The following is a 14,009-nucleotide window of genomic DNA, read 5'->3' as shown; positions in this document are numbered from 1 at the left end:
CCTCCTTGTTTTCCCCATTTAATTGAGTCTAAAAAGCCACATGCCCAACAACGCTTTTTTTGAAGTTTTCATAAAACAAAAGAACCTTATTGAAATGCATTTCAATAAGGTTCTCGTAAATAATTATATACCAGTTAATTACAGGGGTTTTACCAACTATTTTTGACCATTATATCCTTTCTTACTAAATAGACAGTTGCATTTTTCAAAGAAGTTGAAATTAATTAAAAATAAGTTGATTATTCTGAATTCCTAGATTTAACGAATAAATTAGATGATTACAGGGGGGGGGGTATAACGAAGAATTCAGTAGATTGTTCTGTTATCTGCTCTGGAAATAATACAATTATTTAGTTTGATGTAAGTGATTGATTGATAGTTGTTTGTTTATTGAATTTTTATTCACTAAAATCACCTATCAAATTATTTTTCAAAACATAACCAATAACAATTATGGAAAAGTTAACAAATGACCAGATGGAAAATCTGGTGGGATCTGGATACTGTGAAGATCTCTGGACTATTTTGACAGGCGGTAACTATCAAGGAGATGAGTTACAAGGTTGGCAGTATTATGCACAATATTGCACTGATCAAGAGGCTCCGGAATAGACCTATTTTAGGCTCTCTATATTTAGGGAGCCTACTCATTTAAATTTTATGATTATGCACTTGTTAAACCTATATTATTTTTTGTTAGTACTTTTCATTTCTAATAAATCTGAAATGATTGTTGGTAAGTGGGATATTGTGAATATAACTGCGATTGATATGATTCGTAATTCCGACGGTTATTTATTAGCTGATTTTGCTACACAATCTTTAGCAGACCAGAAATTTCAACTCGCGTTAGATAGTACAGTGTATGAATTTAGAAAAGATACATTGTATTATACGGACATAGATGGGGTTAATATAATTCATCGGAGGGCTTTATGGAAATTAATTGGGGATACGATATATGTTAAAGAAATTGATAGAAATTTTTTTAGAGAGTATTTGGTTAGAGACGTAACTTCAGATACGTTGATCTTCAGTTCTATTTTAAATGGCAAACCAGCTAAAGCAAGATATATATTTTCGAAAAATGGAAAATAAAACAATTTTTTATATCAATTTATACTATAAAAATTCTATTTTCATTTTTTTTCAGACTTGTTTTTTATTTTTATTATTTCATTTTATAATAGATAGATTGTATTTTACTGATGAGGTGTTTTTTGCACATTATTATGATGTTTATAGTACCACAAAACTTAATCATCTTATTGAATTAAGGCATAAATGGTATTGGGTTTCCTATGTTATTTTTCCATTTTTATTTTTGGTTAAATGCATAATTCCTGCAGCTATCATTTATCTTGGAATGTATATTGATAAAATGGAGGTTTCTTTTTCTAGTGTATTTAAGGTTGTAGTTATTTCACAACTAGTTTTTATTATTCCCGAAATAATTAAATTAGTTTGGTTTAATTATAATCCTATTAGCATGGATGCCTTGCGTAGCTTTCATCCCTTTTCCCTTTATAGTTTGTTTGATCCAATTTTGCTTCAAGAGTGGCTGAAATACCCTTTTAAAATATTAAGTCTTTTTGAGGTTTTATATTGGTTTGCTATTGCATTGTTTCTATCCAACTTTTTAAAGCGAGGTTTTGACGAGATGCTTAAGATAGTTGTTGTTTATTATGGTAGCTTTTTGTTCTGCTGGATGGTATTTGTGATGTTTATTTCTATCAGTAATAGCTAAGGATCTATGGGCAAATATATTTTTTTTGGATTACTTATTTTTTTGGTATTGTTAGGAGCGCTGTTGACCTGGAAAAGAATGGACGAAAAGAAGGTTTTGGCGGAAATCCATCAATCTATTCCGTCCATCGAGTTTTCTTCTCTGGATGAAAAATCGGTGAACCTCTCCACTCTAATTGGGAGAAGTCTTTCCTTGGTTGTTTACTTTAACTCCACCTGTCCGCTTTGCCAGTCCGAGGCGGAGCTATTGGTAACCCATTTTCAGGATAGGGAGAACCTTGATTTTATTTTTATTTTCTCAGAGCCAGTTGCTGAAATCAGGGGATTTAAGGAGTCCAACCACTTGGAAAAATTGGAAAATGTTGTTTTTCTTTCTGACACGCTTTTTCAGTTTGCCCATGCATTTAAACTCCCTGGAACACCAGCAACTTTTCTCTATGACACCGAAGGAAAGTTGGTAAAGGAATTTATGGGCACTTTCAATATGCAGGAACTGAAGGACGCCATAGCGGAAGTGAATGGAGATTAGGAACATCGAACAATATTTTGTAAGACAACAAAGCAGCAGCGATTGTGGCGTGGCCTGTCTGGCTTCCGTGATAAAATTCTTTGGAGGTCATTCCAGTTTAGAGCAGTTAAGGGAATTTAGTGGAACTGCTATTGGAGGTACTACGATGCTTGGTTTGTCCGAAGCTGCCGCCAGAATAGGGATGACCTCTGATGCATTTCGGGTGGATGGTATTGAGCGGCTTAAAGAATTGGAAACTCCTGCTATCATGCATGTGGTCATTGGAGGTAAACTCAGCCATTACATTGTTTGCTTCTCATGGGAAAACGAAAAAATCACTTGTATTGACCCATCAAAGGGAGTTGTTATTTATACTCCAAAAGAACTTAGTGAGGTATGGTTAAGCAAGGCATTGTTGCTTTGCACACCAGGGGAGTCCTTTATAATCCAAAAATTGCAGGAAAAAGGCAAGAGGGAATGGCTTTTGAGTTTGGTCAAAGAGGATATGCCAATCCTATTGATTTCGGGTTTTCTGGGATTATTAATGACCTTATTTGGATTGTCTGTTGGGATATTTTCCCAGAAGTTAATTATTGAGATTTTACCTGAAAAGCACTGGGAAAAGTTGATATTGGGTTTGGGGCTTGTCACAGTACTATTAGCCGCCAGATCAGTAGTCGCATTTTTAAAGTCCACAGAATTAATACAGCAGAGTAAAGACCTTAATATCGCAATCTTTAGCTGATCAAAAATTTCAATTAGCCCTTGACAGTACTACTTATGAATTCAAAAAAGACACTATGTATTATGCTGATATAGATGGCTTGCGTATAGCACATAGAAGAGCTATATGGAAATTAATTGGAGATACCATATATGTTAGAGAAATTGATAGAAACTATAATAGGGAATATTTTCTGAGGAAGGCTTCTCAGGATTCTTTGATTTTCAGTGCGATTATTATTGGTAAGGTAACTAGATCAAGATATATATTTGTGAGAAAGGCAAAGTCAGAAGGATGAAGTCAATCTCGGTATTCATGAAGTAGTTCATGCCCTCAAACTGAAAAATCAGATATACTATAATGATGAATGCGAGTTTTTCAACCCTGAAGTGTACGACGCATTTCAGGAGATAGCTTCAGTAGAAATAAGGAAAATTAAATCAGGAGAGCTAACTGTTTTTAGGATAAATGCCGGCATTGACGATGATGAATTTTTTGCTGTGGCATTAGAGACCTTCTTTGAAAAGCCACATGAGTTTTTTGATTATAATCCAGTGCTTTATGGGACATTGGTGAGATTGATGCGGCAGGATCCTAGGGTTTGGGTGAAGAAATGAGTAATTGGTCAACAGCTTTGGTTACAGATTCTACTAAGCCTTCGTAACTTCTTAGATCCTCTCCCCAATAATCTCTCTCACTCAAAAGCTTTTCCACTACTTCTTTTGTGCTACCAAGCGACCAAGCCGAATTGAATTCAGCCATTAACGTTGGATTGTCATTGACTGGAATTTCTACTCCATTGTAATTTCCTTTATAAAAGACCAGAAGTGCAGCGAAGGAAAGAGTTAGTTTTTCTGGCCATGCTTTTTTCAATTCATAATAAGCAAGTAAAGAAGGAAGTACCCGGACTTTGAATTTGGAAATACTGTTCAACGCGATGGACTTCAATTCATGCACGATAAATGGATTCGCAAATCGCTCTAACACGTCATTTGCAAACTGTTCCAATTCATCCTGAGGCATATTAAGCGTAGGAATGATTTCTTCGAAAATTGCTTTCCTTAAAAACTCACCAATTTCAGGACTTTCCACCGCTTCTCTTACAGTTCTTAGGCCTTTCAGATAGCCATAAGGCACCATAGAAGTATGGCCGCCATTGAGAATTCTGACTTTTTGAGTGCGAAAAGGAGCGAGGTTGTCCACAAATTTCACATTCAGTCCAGCCTTATCTAGCGGAAATTCTTCCTTTACTGTTTTAGCTCCTTCGATTGCCCAAAAGTGATAGGGCTCTACCATCACAGCCATGTCATCTTTGTAACCGATTTTCTCTTGAATTTCTTCTATTGAACCCTTCGGGAAGCCTGGGACAATTCTATCTACCAGCGTATTGCAGAATATATTTTTCCAATCAATCCACTCCGAAAACTCTGCAGGCAACTTCCAGAAAGAAATGTACTTCTGAATACACTCTTTTAGTGCTTCTCCATTTCCTTCGATCAATTCGCATGGGAGGAAAATCAGGCCTTTTGAAGCATCCCCATCGAAAGTTTTAAAGCGATGGTAAAGCAATGCTGTAAGTTTTCCGGGGAAAGTTTTGGAAATGCTATCTGCTGAGTGATCAGTTTGATCAAAGACGATTCCGGCTTCTGTAGTATTAGAAACTATAAAACGTAAATCTGGATTTTCACCTAGCTCTAGGTATTCCTGGTAGTTTTCAAACACATTGGTGATTCCGGCCACACTTTTGACAAGTGTAGATTCCTGAACTAGCTCCCCTTTTTTTAACCCCTGTTCGATCACATGAAAAAGGCAGTCTTGGTCCTTCATTGGATTACTACCCGACTTACTATGCACTTGGACGATGTGTATGTCACCGTTAAAAGCACCAGCTTGGTTTGATTTTTCAATCATCCAATCCGTAAATCCTCTAAGGAAATTTCCATTTCCAAATTGAAGGATTTTAACTGGACGTGGGGATGAAGCTATAGAAGATTTTGAGAGAGATTGCATGAAAAGTATGATTTCGGAGAGCTGTTATTTCTTCTGTGTATTGAGAGACGAGTTTCGAATGATGAGCTCAGGTTTGAGGATGGTTCTTTTAGAAAGCGTATTGCTTTGATCCTTTTGATTGAGGATTTCAAAGAAAGTTTCTGCTGTGATATTTCCCATGGGAATACTTTTTTGATTTACCGTAGTAAGCGTAGGTTCGGTAAACGAAGTGAATGGCTCGTCACCAAAGCCGACTAATTTCACATCTTGAGGAAGTTTATAGCCATTTTCCTTTAGTACTTGCATTGCACCCATGATCGAATAATCTGAAGATGAGAATACCGCATCAAAAATTATTTTGCTGTCAATTATTTCCTGCATGCATCGTCTGCCATCTTCAAGTTGAAGCTTGCTAAAGATTATCAATTCTGGATCTACGGGAATTCCATGCTTCAATAAAGCGTCCTCGTAGCCTCTTTTTCGTTCCTTATAGATGTTGATGTTTTGGGAGTTGGAGAAATGCACAATACGCTTACATCCTTCTTGGATCAGGTGCTCGGTAGCTTGGAAGGCACCGAAATAATCGTCAATCACCACTTGGCTCACATCCAGTTCATTGGTCACTCTATCGAATAGTACCAGAGGAATGCCCTTTTTTATAACTTTCTTAAAATGGTCAACATTTTCTGTGGTCTTACCGATTGAAGCAATTACTCCATCCACCTGCACATTCAGCAAAGCTTCAATTGTTTGCATCTCTTTTTCATAGTCATCATAGGACTGCGAAATCACTACCTTATAATTAAGGGAATTGGCAATTTCTTCTATGCCTCTAATAACGGAGGAGAAAAAGTTCCTATTTGCAGTAGGGACTACTACGCCAATGAGTTTACTCCTGCCACTTCTCAGAGCAGAAGCAATATTATTAGGCTGATAGTTTAACTCTTTTGCAGCTTTTTGGACTCTTTTCTTGGTAGCATCTGAAATTCTAGGGTTATTGTTCAATGCTCTAGAGACAGTAGAAGCAGTTACCTGTAGCTTTTCAGCAATATCATGAATGGTGGTTTTCCCGTTTCTCATTTTCTAGGTTAGTGGTGAAACAAGTGGATGGAAATTCTAAGATAACTATTCACCGGCTGGTTTGCCTATAGTAGCGAGGATTCCCCCGTCTACATAGATGATTTGCCCATTTACGAAATCACTGGCTTTGCTGGCTAAGAAAACAACAGTGCCTCCAAGGTCATCTGGATCTCCCCAGCGACCCGCTGGTGTACGATTGACTATGAATTCATTGAAAGGATGTCCATCCACCCGTATTGGAGCTGTTTGCTCAGTGGCAAAATAGCCAGGTCCTATTCCGTTAACCTGAATGTTGTATTTAGCCCATTCTGTAGCCAGGTTTCGGGTGAGCATTTTCAAACCGCCCTTTGCAGCGGCATATGCACTGACGGTATTGCGTCCAAGTTCGCTCATCATAGAGCAAATATTGATGATTTTTCCCTGGCCATTTTTCACCATGGTCTTCGCTACTCGCTGGGAAACGATAAAAGGTGATACCAGATCTATATCCACTACTTTTCGAAAGTCTTCAGGATCCATTTCTAAAGCGGGTACCCGTTGGATCATTCCAGCATTATTGACCAAAATGTCTATTTCTCCGACTTCTGCCTCGATTTTTGAAATGGCGGCATCTACTGCTTTTGCATCGCTTACATCAAATAAATAGGGATGCGCCAAAATCTCCTCCGAAGCATATGCTTCGATAGCAGCTTCCATTTTTGCGGGGGTATGTCCGTTTATGACTAAAGTTGCTCCTTGATGAGCCAGGGCTTTTGCCATGGCCATGCCAAGGCCGTGAGTTGCGCCTGTGACCAGCGCAATCTTACCTTTAAGTTCAAAGTTCGGTTTCATGTAGTTTGGATTTATCTTAATTCTGAAGGTTTCACCATGTCCATGTCACCATAGTCCATGTTTTCACCTGCCATACCCCAGATAAAGGTGTAGTTTGAGGTTCCCGCGCCACTATGAATAGACCAAACTGGCGAGATGACAGCCTGATGATTTTTCATCCAGATATGTCTTGTCTCTTCTGGAGCACCCATGTAATGAGATACCACATTTTCTTCTTTCAGGTCAAAGTAGAAATACGCTTCCATCCTTCTATCATGCACGTGCGCAGGCATAGTATTCCATACTGAGCCAGGTTTCAATTCGGTCATGCCCATCTGCAATTGACAGGTGTCCACTACAGAATTTACCAAAAGCTTATAGATCGTTCTGTGATTGGAGTTTTCCAAAGAGCCTAGTGTGACCACTTCCGCATCTTCCTGAGTTATTTTTCTAGTTGGGTAGGAGCAATGTGCCGGAGCGGAATTAAAATAGAGTAAGGTCTCGCCTTCAGAAGCAGGATGGAAGGTCACCTGAGCAATCCCCTTACCTATATAAAGTGCTTCCTTGTGTCCAAGGTTAATGGATTCGCCATCGACATCAATAATGCATCCTGCACCTACATTGATAATACCGATTTCTCTTCTTTCCAGAAAATAGGGAGCCTTCAGTTGGTCTACAGATTCCAGTTGAAGTGGTTTGTCCACCGGGTGGATGCCTCCTACAATCAACCTGTCCTCCATCGTGTAGATTCCAGTAATTTGATTGGGGATGAAAATATTCTCGATCAGAAATTTGTCGCGAATTTCTTGGGTGGGGTATTTTTTGAAGTCCTCAGGGTGTGAGGAATACCGTGTTTCAATAGTAGTACTCATAAAGGTCTATGTGTAATCGTTTGCGCAATATAAGGTTATTTTTCAAAATCAAATATGAGTTTTGTCATTCGTTTCTGGAGGTAAGACAAACTAGTATTCTGTACTACTCTAAAAATAGGCTGAATTAATTCATAATTAAATAATATTACATACATAAAATTTTTTATTATTTTTTTTATTTTTAATATGCAATCGATTGCTCAAATTGTCGGAAATTTGGCATGAGTAGTCTAGTAGATGTGAAACAGTTTATTTCTCTAACATATTGAAATTAAGTGTGATAATGATGATTCTTTATAAAAAAATCAGCCTGCTTAAGCAAATGATTTCAGCAGTAACCTGTGGTGTTTTCTTTTTTGTTGCATTGAGTTGTACGCAAAAAGGGGCAGTGGGAGAAACAAGTGAAATAGATGATGTGATCCAATTGTCAATAGAAAATCCCATAGGTCTTATCAGATCAAATGAAAAAATCTTGATCTCAGATCAGGTATTGAAAGATGGATTTGATGATTCTAAACACTTGAATTATCGCGTTTTTTTAGGGCAAAAAGAAATACCTTCTCAGCTTAACAAAAAAGGAAAAGATAAGGGGTTGTTTTTCGTCTTGCCTGAAATCGGTGCAAAACAAGTGTTAGCTATCGAAATCAAAGCATCAAGAGAAGCTACTGCTCCAACTTATCCAAAACTAACCCAGGCGGAGCTTTCTCATAAGTTTGGTGGAGAATTTAGAGATCGAGAGTACTTTGGAGGCTATTTTGAAAATGTAGATTCCTTGCATGTTCCAGCTGAGCATACGGATCATTCCTGGTTTATTCGCTACGAAGGCCCGGGTTGGGAGTCCGATTTAGTTGGGTACCGGTTTTACCTAGATTGGAGAAATGGGATAGATGTTTTTGGTAAAAAAGTAAAAACACCGGTTTTGCAGGATGTAGGTCAGGATGGATTCGATTCGTATCACGAACCGTCAGATTGGGGTATGGATGTACTCAAAGTTGGAAAAACTCTTGGGTTGGGAAGTATTGCAACCTTCGAAGAGGGAAAAGCCCGGAGGGTAGATGTGACGGATAGCTTGTATGCTGAAATCACCAATAATGGACCAGTTTACTCATCCATATTTACCCGCTATTCTGGTTGGGATCTACCTACCGGCAAAACAGATATACTATCCAATATCTCAATTCATTCAGGTACAAGACTGTCAAGAATAGATCTTGAGTCCACAAATTCAATTGAGAATTTTGCCACTGGCTTGATTAAAGATGCGAAAGCCGTGGTACTAAAAAGCGATTCAAGTCTATCCTATAGCTATTTAGCTACTTATGGCCCACAAAGTTTAGCTGAAGATAATTTGGGAATCGCAGTGATCTATCCGACTTCCCAGTTGACACAGGAAACAGAAGATGAGTTATCACATATTTTGGTTTTTGATTCCAGCAGCAAAAAGTTGAGTTATTACTTTTTGGCGGCATGGGAGCAAGAGCCAGGTGGGATTACTTCTCAGGAGAATTTTAAAAATTATTTGGATGAGGAAATTTCCAAGCTTTCTAATCCACTCAAAATATCAGTAAAGTAAACTCTACCTTTTAAATAGTAACAAGTAAACCCTAAATAAGCAATGCTAAAATTACTCAAAAACTCTTCTTTTGTGCTGTTGTCAGGAGCACTTTTGCTAGGCTGCTCGGCAGAAAAATCCGTGGAAAATATTGAGGTGGAAAGTGTTCCGAAGAAAGATTATTCCATCTGGATGGCTGACTCCGAAATAGCTAGAAATCCGGAAGGTTGGACTATTGATTTCAATCAGAAACCTAAATGGGAATACACCCACGGGCTGATCATGTCTTCCATGCAGGCCGTTTGGAAGCAGAAAGGCGAACAAAGATTCTACGATTACACGAAGAAGTTTGCGGACTTTATGGTGGACAGTGCGGGAAATATTCTTACTTATAAAAAGTCTGATTTCAATATTGATCGAGTAAATGGTGGGAAGTTTTTGATTAATCTGTACGAAGAGTCGGGTGAACAAAAATATAAGCTGGCGGTGGATGAGTTGCGTGACCAAATGCGAACTCATCCTCGAAACAAAGAGAATGGTTTTTGGCACAAAAAAATCTATCCGCACCAAATGTGGCTAGATGGCCTCTACATGGGTTCTCCGTTTTTGGCGCAGTATGCAACTGCCTTTGATGAGCCAGCACTTTTTGATGATGTGGCAAATCAGATTTTGCTGATGGATAAATATGGATACAGCGAGGAAACGGGCTTGTATCACCATGCTTGGGATGAAAGTAAAGAACAGAAATGGGCAGACCCGGAAACTGGACTTTCCACAAATTACTGGGGAAGAAGTATAGGCTGGTTTGCAATGGCACTGGTGGATGTTCTGGACTTTCTGCCAGAGGATCATCCAAAAAGGAATGACATAATAGCGATTGCCCAGAAGCTGGCTAAAGGAATACAGCGCTATCAAACCCCAGAGGGAGTTTGGTATCAGGTGGTAGATCAAGGAACCCGTGAGGGTAATTATCTGGAATCTTCAGCATCTGGGATGTTCACTTACTTTCTGCTTAAAGGAGCGGAAAAAGGATATTTGGACCAGGATGATTTTACAGCAGGCAAGAAAGCGTATGAAGGAATGCTGGCTGAGTTTATAAGAGAAGACGCTGACGGCGGGATCAGTTTGACCAACGTATGTGGCGTTGCTGGCTTGGGTGGAAATCCTTACCGCGACGGATCTTATGAATATTATGTAGGGGAAGAAATCCGGGTGAATGATCCCAAAGGAGTTGGTCCATTTATCTTGGCTTCCTTACAATACGAAAGCCTGGCGAAATAATGATAAAAAAACCTATTGTCTATTTGTTTATGATTTTCCTGAGCGGACTTGTTTCTGCTCAGGAATTTGACTTTGTCGTTGCAAAAGACGGTTCAGGAGATTTTTATACTATTCAAGAAGCCTTTCAAGCAGTGCCTGATTTTAGGAAAAATGAGACTAAAATCCTTCTGAAGCCGGGTACTTATAAAGAGAAGTTGGTGCTTTCAGCTTCCAAAACAAATGTGTCTCTAATTGGGGAAAATGCTGAAACAACTTTAGTGACGCATGATGACTTTGCTCAGAAGAAAAACAAGTTTGGTGAGGAAATGGGAACGACCGGGTCTTCTAGTTTCTTTGTCTTTGGAGATGGTTTTTATGCTAAAAATATCACGTTTGAAAATTCCTCAGGGCCTGTAGGGCAGGCAGTCGCTGTTCGTGTGGATGGAGATCAGGTTATATTTGAAAAATGTAGATTCCTCGGGTTTCAGGATACGCTTTATCCACATGGAGACAGAAGCCGACAGTATTATAAAGATTGCTACATAGAAGGAACGGTGGATTTTATTTTCGGGTGGTCTACGGCCGTTTTCGAGAATTGTGAGATTTTTTCCAAAGCCCCAAGTGGTTATGTCACGGCAGCTTCCACAGACGAGGATACAGAATTCGGGTTTGTGTTTATCAATTGTAAACTAACTGGAGATGCTCCGAATAACTCGGTGTATCTAGGGAGACCGTGGCGCGACTATGCGCAGACGGTTTTTATCAACACGGAAATGGGAGCTCATATCAAGCCCGAAGGATGGCATAACTGGGGCAAGCCAAATGCAGAGGAAACTTCCTATTACGCAGAATTTGGATCGACAGGTCTTGGAGCAAATACTTCCCAGCGAGTACCCTGGTCACATCAATTGACTGAGGAAAAAGCTGCAAAATACACAGTGGAATCAGTGTTGGCAGGTGAGGATAATTGGAATCCTACTAAAAAAATTAAGAATTAAATTCAAAGAAACTATAACCAACCCAAAATATGAAATTTGCAATATTCAGGACATTACTACTATTAACTTTGAGTTTAGGGTTTTCTTCTGCCTTTGCGCAGCAAACTCTAGAAACCATCTATGACGGGGTGGAATTCGATATGCCTAAAGTAAAGGAAGCGAGCTTTCCGGATTTTGAAAAAAGCATTACAGAATATGGTGCTAAGGGAGATGGTTTGACCAAAAATTCCGAGGCTTTCAAATCTGCAATCGAAGCTGTAAATAAAGCGGGTGGAGGAAAAGTGCTGGTGCCCCGTGGTGTTTGGTACACTGGACCTATCACACTCTTGAGCAATGTGAATCTTCATCTGGAAGATGGAGCACTAATCATTTTCAGTAGAGACAAAGATGATTACCCATTAATAGAGACAAGTTTTGAAGGGCTGAATACTGTTCGTTGCCTTTCTCCGATTAATGCTTTTCAAGTAGAAAATATCGCAATCACAGGGAATGGTACGATCGATGGAAGTGGTGAAATCTGGAGGGCAGTGAAAAAAGGGAAAATGACAGAAGCTCAATGGAAAGATTTGGTCAAAAGTGGAGGAATTGTAGAAGGATCGAATTGGTTTCCTTCTCAATCTTATTTGGATGGGTATAATGCGAGTTCTAGTTTCAATGTGCCGGATATTACCGATCGGGCCGAATTGCAGAAGATGAAGGATTTCCTTCGTCCGGTGATGGTAAGCATTCGTGAGAGCAAGGTGGTTTTATTGGATGGTCCTACGTTTCAAAACTCCCCAGCTTGGAATATCCATCCATTGATGAGCGAAGATGTGATCATAAGAAATTTGAATGTGAGAAACCCCTGGTTTTCTCAGAATGGAGACGGCTTAGACCTAGAGTCTTGTAAAAATTCCTTGATCTATAATAACACATTTGATGTGGGAGACGATGCGATTTGCATCAAGTCCGGAAAGGACAAAGACGGTAGAGATCGAGCCATTCCTACGGAAAATGTGATCATTAAGAACAATATTGTGTATCACGGTCATGGAGGCGTAACGGTGGGAAGTGAAATGTCCAGCGGCGTCAGGAATATCCATGTTTCCAACTGTACATTTATAGGGACGGATATTGGTCTTCGCTTCAAAAGCACGCGTGGCCGTGGAGGTGTGGTGGAAAATATCTGGATTTCGAACATTGATATGATCGGAATTCCAACTGAGGCGATTGGTTTTAATATGTTCTACACAGGAAATAGTCCTGTGATAGAAGAAGATCAACGTGCAGAGGACGAGGCGAGACAGGAAAATCTAGAGCCGGTAACAGAAGAAACTCCGGTTTTCAGAAATATCAGCATGAAAAATATTACGGTGACAGATTCGGAAATAGCTGCCTTTTTTATGGGTTTGCCAGAAATGAAATTGGAAAACGTTCGCTTGGAAAATGCTGTTTTGCAAGCGAAAAAAGGAATCACTGCAATAGATGCAGCTGGTTTGGAACTGATCAATGTAAAAGTATTTGGAACTGATGAAGTGCCACTTACGATCTACAACAGTCAAGGAGTAAAAGTGAGCGGATTCACATTTGAGGATAATGGAAAAGCTGCTGTCCGTGTACTTGGAACCTCTACTAATGTTGAGTTTGATCAAGCGGATTTTAGGAGCGCTGATCAAATTATCAAAGGAAACGGTTTGTCAGAAAGTGCTATTAAACTGAACTAAAGTGAAGTCGATTGTAATTTTGTTTTCAACACTAACACTGTTATTTGCAGGCATTTTAGGAAATAATCGAGCAAACGGTGATATCACTTTTTTCATGGTGGGTGATTCAACGATGGCAGATAAACCTTATGCAGGGAGCAATCCGGAGAAAGGTTGGGGGCAGGTTTTTCCACTTTATTTCAAAGAAGGAATTCGCTTCGAAAATCATGCGGTGAATGGGAGAAGTACCAAAAGCTTTCGAGAGGAAGGACGCTGGGATGTGGTGATGGATCGTATCAAGCCTGGAGATTATGTGATTGTAGAGTTTGGGCACAATGATCAGAAAATCAATTCTGCAGATCGGTATGCATTTGCAGATTCTACCTACCGCGATAATCTTATTAGATATGTCAATGAGATTCGCGAAAAAGGGGGTACTGCAGTTTTGGCAACGCCGATATCCAGAAGAAGTTTTGATGAGAATGGTGTGTTAACTGATACGCATGGCCGGTATTCCGAAGTGGTACGTGAAGTGGCAGCTGAGATGGAAGTGCCCCTGTTCGATCTTCATGCAAAAACGATTACTTTAATAGAGCAGTTTGGAGTAGAAAAATCCAAGGAATTGTTTCTTCATTACCGTCCAGGCGATTATTCTCAATTTCCCGAAGGAAGAGCTGATATTACCCATCTTTCCCCCACTGGAGCTTTTAAAGTGAGTGATTTGGCTGTGGAAGAATTGAGAAGGGAATTGCCTGAGTTGGCTAAGTTTCTGAAAGACTGATAAACTA

General features: G+C 39.4%; 16 protein-coding genes. 12 read left to right on the top strand and 4 right to left on the bottom strand.

From position 1 onward, the window contains the following. Nucleotides 1-453 precede the first annotated feature (453 nt). From QOL76_RS11570 to QOL76_RS11540, 7 genes are all read left to right on the top strand, one after another. A complete protein-coding gene (locus tag QOL76_RS11570) occupies nt 454-612 on the top strand; it encodes a hypothetical protein (protein WP_283413121.1) in 159 nt (52 codons plus the stop codon). A gap of 81 nt (nt 613-693) precedes the next feature. Continuing rightward, nucleotides 694-1,098, top strand: coding sequence for a hypothetical protein (locus QOL76_RS11565; protein WP_283413120.1), 405 nt, complete (start codon nt 694-696; stop codon nt 1,096-1,098). Then, the gene (locus QOL76_RS11560; protein WP_283413119.1) at nt 1,088-1,747 is read left to right on the top strand and encodes a hypothetical protein; all 660 of its coding nucleotides are present in this window, start codon (nt 1,088-1,090) and stop codon (nt 1,745-1,747) included. The genes QOL76_RS11565 and QOL76_RS11560 overlap by 11 nt, the downstream gene beginning before the upstream one ends. A gap of 6 nt (nt 1,748-1,753) precedes the next feature. Next, nucleotides 1,754-2,275, top strand: coding sequence for a peroxiredoxin family protein (locus QOL76_RS11555; RefSeq protein ID WP_283413118.1), 522 nt, complete (start codon nt 1,754-1,756; stop codon nt 2,273-2,275). After that, complete coding sequence (locus QOL76_RS11550; protein WP_283413117.1) at nt 2,265-2,999, top strand: cysteine peptidase family C39 domain-containing protein; 735 nt, start codon at nt 2,265-2,267, stop codon at nt 2,997-2,999. Before QOL76_RS11555 ends, QOL76_RS11550 begins: the two co-directional genes overlap by 11 nt. Before the next feature lie 55 nt (nt 3,000-3,054). Further along, entirely contained in the window at nt 3,055-3,276 is a 222-nt protein-coding gene (locus QOL76_RS11545) for a hypothetical protein (protein WP_283413116.1), read from the top strand. A 13-nt stretch (nt 3,277-3,289) separates the two neighbouring features. After that, nucleotides 3,290-3,595, top strand: a complete 306-nt coding sequence (locus tag QOL76_RS11540) for a zinc-dependent peptidase (RefSeq protein ID WP_346771406.1) — start codon at nt 3,290-3,292, stop codon at nt 3,593-3,595. Here QOL76_RS11540 and QOL76_RS11535 read toward each other — a convergent pair. From QOL76_RS11535 to kduI, 4 genes are read right to left on the bottom strand one after another with little or no spacing between them, the layout of a single operon-like run. Further along, nucleotides 3,573-4,988, bottom strand: a complete 1,416-nt coding sequence (locus tag QOL76_RS11535; RefSeq protein WP_283413115.1) for a tagaturonate reductase — start codon at nt 4,986-4,988, stop codon at nt 3,573-3,575. The two genes, QOL76_RS11540 and QOL76_RS11535, sit on opposite strands and share 23 nt — an antisense overlap. 24 nt (nt 4,989-5,012) lie before the next feature. Beyond that, entirely contained in the window at nt 5,013-6,047 is a 1,035-nt protein-coding gene (locus QOL76_RS11530) for a LacI family DNA-binding transcriptional regulator (RefSeq protein ID WP_283413114.1), read from the bottom strand. Nucleotides 6,048-6,092: 45 nt separating this feature from the next. Next, nucleotides 6,093-6,878 (bottom strand): gluconate 5-dehydrogenase, encoded by a 786-nt coding sequence (locus tag QOL76_RS11525; protein ID WP_283413113.1) that lies wholly within the window; start codon nt 6,876-6,878, stop codon nt 6,093-6,095. Between the two features lie 11 nt (nt 6,879-6,889). Further along, nucleotides 6,890-7,729, bottom strand: coding sequence for a 5-dehydro-4-deoxy-D-glucuronate isomerase (gene kduI, locus QOL76_RS11520; protein WP_283413112.1), 840 nt, complete (start codon nt 7,727-7,729; stop codon nt 6,890-6,892). A 322-nt stretch (nt 7,730-8,051) separates the two neighbouring features. On the opposite strand from kduI, the gene QOL76_RS11515 reads away from it, so the two are divergent. The 5 genes from QOL76_RS11515 to QOL76_RS11495 are packed head-to-tail and all read left to right on the top strand — an operon-like array spanning nt 8,052 to nt 14,002. Beyond that, nucleotides 8,052-9,302, top strand: coding sequence for a DUF4861 domain-containing protein (locus tag QOL76_RS11515; RefSeq protein ID WP_283413111.1), 1,251 nt, complete (start codon nt 8,052-8,054; stop codon nt 9,300-9,302). Between the two features lie 42 nt (nt 9,303-9,344). Next, a complete protein-coding gene (locus QOL76_RS11510; RefSeq protein WP_283413110.1) occupies nt 9,345-10,562 on the top strand; it encodes a glycoside hydrolase family 88/105 protein in 1,218 nt (405 codons plus the stop codon). Next, the gene (locus QOL76_RS11505; protein ID WP_283413109.1) at nt 10,562-11,539 is read left to right on the top strand and encodes a pectinesterase family protein; all 978 of its coding nucleotides are present in this window, start codon (nt 10,562-10,564) and stop codon (nt 11,537-11,539) included. Before QOL76_RS11510 ends, QOL76_RS11505 begins: the two co-directional genes overlap by 1 nt. Nucleotides 11,540-11,568: 29 nt before the next feature. After that, the gene (locus QOL76_RS11500; protein ID WP_283413108.1) at nt 11,569-13,242 is read left to right on the top strand and encodes a glycoside hydrolase family 28 protein; all 1,674 of its coding nucleotides are present in this window, start codon (nt 11,569-11,571) and stop codon (nt 13,240-13,242) included. A gap of 1 nt (nt 13,243) precedes the next feature. After that, nucleotides 13,244-14,002 (top strand): rhamnogalacturonan acetylesterase, encoded by a 759-nt coding sequence (locus QOL76_RS11495; protein ID WP_283413107.1) that lies wholly within the window; start codon nt 13,244-13,246, stop codon nt 14,000-14,002. Nucleotides 14,003-14,009: the final 7 nt, after the last annotated feature.

Source organism: Algoriphagus winogradskyi (assembly GCF_900182815.1).
Classification (GTDB): domain Bacteria; phylum Bacteroidota; class Bacteroidia; order Cytophagales; family Cyclobacteriaceae; genus Algoriphagus; species Algoriphagus winogradskyi.
This window is presented reverse-complemented; position numbering and strand designations above follow the sequence as displayed.

What these genes read in the sequence shown, in the direction of transcription:
- QOL76_RS11505 (WP_283413109.1), top strand. Translation starts at nt 10,562, where the DNA reads ATGATAAAAAAACCTATTGTCTATTTGTTTATGATTTTCCTGAGCGGA.
- QOL76_RS11515 (WP_283413111.1), top strand. Translation starts at nt 8,052, where the DNA reads ATGATTTCAGCAGTAACCTGTGGTGTTTTCTTTTTTGTTGCATTGAGT.
- QOL76_RS11530 (WP_283413114.1), bottom strand. Translation starts at nt 6,047, where the DNA reads ATGAGAAACGGGAAAACCACCATTCATGATATTGCTGAAAAGCTACAG.
- QOL76_RS11545 (WP_283413116.1), top strand. Translation starts at nt 3,055, where the DNA reads ATGTATTATGCTGATATAGATGGCTTGCGTATAGCACATAGAAGAGCT.
- QOL76_RS11550 (WP_283413117.1), top strand. Translation starts at nt 2,265, where the DNA reads ATGGAGATTAGGAACATCGAACAATATTTTGTAAGACAACAAAGCAGC.
- QOL76_RS11500 (WP_283413108.1), top strand. Translation starts at nt 11,569, where the DNA reads ATGAAATTTGCAATATTCAGGACATTACTACTATTAACTTTGAGTTTA.
- QOL76_RS11510 (WP_283413110.1), top strand. Translation starts at nt 9,345, where the DNA reads ATGCTAAAATTACTCAAAAACTCTTCTTTTGTGCTGTTGTCAGGAGCA.
- QOL76_RS11570 (WP_283413121.1), top strand. Translation starts at nt 454, where the DNA reads ATGGAAAAGTTAACAAATGACCAGATGGAAAATCTGGTGGGATCTGGA.
- QOL76_RS11535 (WP_283413115.1), bottom strand. Translation starts at nt 4,988, where the DNA reads ATGCAATCTCTCTCAAAATCTTCTATAGCTTCATCCCCACGTCCAGTT.
- QOL76_RS11560 (WP_283413119.1), top strand. Translation starts at nt 1,088, where the DNA reads ATGGAAAATAAAACAATTTTTTATATCAATTTATACTATAAAAATTCT.
- QOL76_RS11525 (WP_283413113.1), bottom strand. Translation starts at nt 6,878, where the DNA reads ATGAAACCGAACTTTGAACTTAAAGGTAAGATTGCGCTGGTCACAGGC.
- kduI (WP_283413112.1), bottom strand. Translation starts at nt 7,729, where the DNA reads ATGAGTACTACTATTGAAACACGGTATTCCTCACACCCTGAGGACTTC.
- QOL76_RS11555 (WP_283413118.1), top strand. Translation starts at nt 1,754, where the DNA reads ATGGGCAAATATATTTTTTTTGGATTACTTATTTTTTTGGTATTGTTA.